The organism is Pseudomonas sp. K5002, from assembly GCF_013386655.1.
In the GTDB taxonomy this organism is placed as follows: domain Bacteria; phylum Pseudomonadota; class Gammaproteobacteria; order Pseudomonadales; family Pseudomonadaceae; genus Aquipseudomonas.
Map to the genome: position 1 here is coordinate 1 of NZ_JACARK010000433.1, position 1,021 is coordinate 1,021.

Annotated in this window: 1 protein-coding gene and 1 pseudogene; one reads left to right on the forward strand and one right to left on the reverse strand. The window is 59.0% G+C overall.

What is annotated here, in order from left to right:
• Nucleotides 1–153: pseudogene (locus HX846_RS39645) on the reverse strand (amidase); the annotation flags it as partial.
• Nucleotides 154–489: 336 nt separating this feature from the next.
• Between HX846_RS39645 and HX846_RS19685 the strand changes: the two are divergent.
• Nucleotides 490–1,021: GntR family transcriptional regulator (locus HX846_RS19685; RefSeq protein WP_178965945.1), on the forward strand; the 532-nt coding region annotated here is incomplete at its 3' end.

Consider the following 1,021-nt stretch of genomic DNA (forward strand, 5'->3'; position numbering starts at 1 on the left):
CGACGCTTCGGCCTCACGGCGAGCGCGCTCGGCGGTCAGGGAGATGAACACGCCGGGGGCCATGCTCGCGTGGGCAATTGCCTGTTCCAGGACCTGCACCGGGTCGCTGCGACCGCTGGCGAAATCCTCGGCCATTGAAGTGGCGTCTGACATGGGAACGACCTTTAAAAAATGTATATATTAATAAAATGTACATTTTACAAAGGCAGCTTTCGTGCCAGTCTTGTGGACAGCTCGGTTGCCACACCTGGCACTTTGGAGCAGATCCACGGGCTAGATGGGTTTCAGGCATTAAAAGAAATATCGGCTGGTGTTTAAGGCTCGCCAGGAATGAAATAATGTATCTTTTATTAATAAATACATTTTGGTGCAGAAAAGTAACATCAACCCTCTGAAGGCCCCAAAAAAGTGCCACCGACGTGGCGCAGAGTGACAGGCGCAACTATGAGAGAATCCCCGGCCACCGACCCGTTTGCTCCAGAGAGCCCGATGAAAGCAGTGTCAGCCTCGGCTTCCCGTTACGCGATGATTCACCAGGTTCTGCGCGACGCCATCACCCACGGCACCGCCCGCCATGGCCTGGTGTTGCTGGAAGCGCCGCTGGCCGAATTGTTCGGCACCAGCCGGGTGCCGGTGCGCAAGGCGCTGAACCTGTTGCATGACGAAGGACTGATCTGCCGCTTTGATGGCCGGGGTTACCTGATCAACCCCGACGGCCTGGAGATGGAGCCGCTGCGCTTGCCCCTGAGCCATGCGCACCTGGGCCTCAACGGTGAAGATGAATTGGTGGACACCCGGCCACTGGGGGAGCGCATCGTCGAGGAAATCGGCGCAGCGCTCTCGACCTGTATCGCCTTCGGGCATTATCGCCTCGATGAACAGGCCGCCGCCGAGCACTACAACGTCAGCCGCGCGGTGGTGCGTGAAGCGCTGATGCGCCTGCGGGACCGTGGCCTGGTGGAAAAGGAACCCTATTCCCAATGGCTGGCCGGGCCACTGACCGCCCGGGAAGTCACCGAAG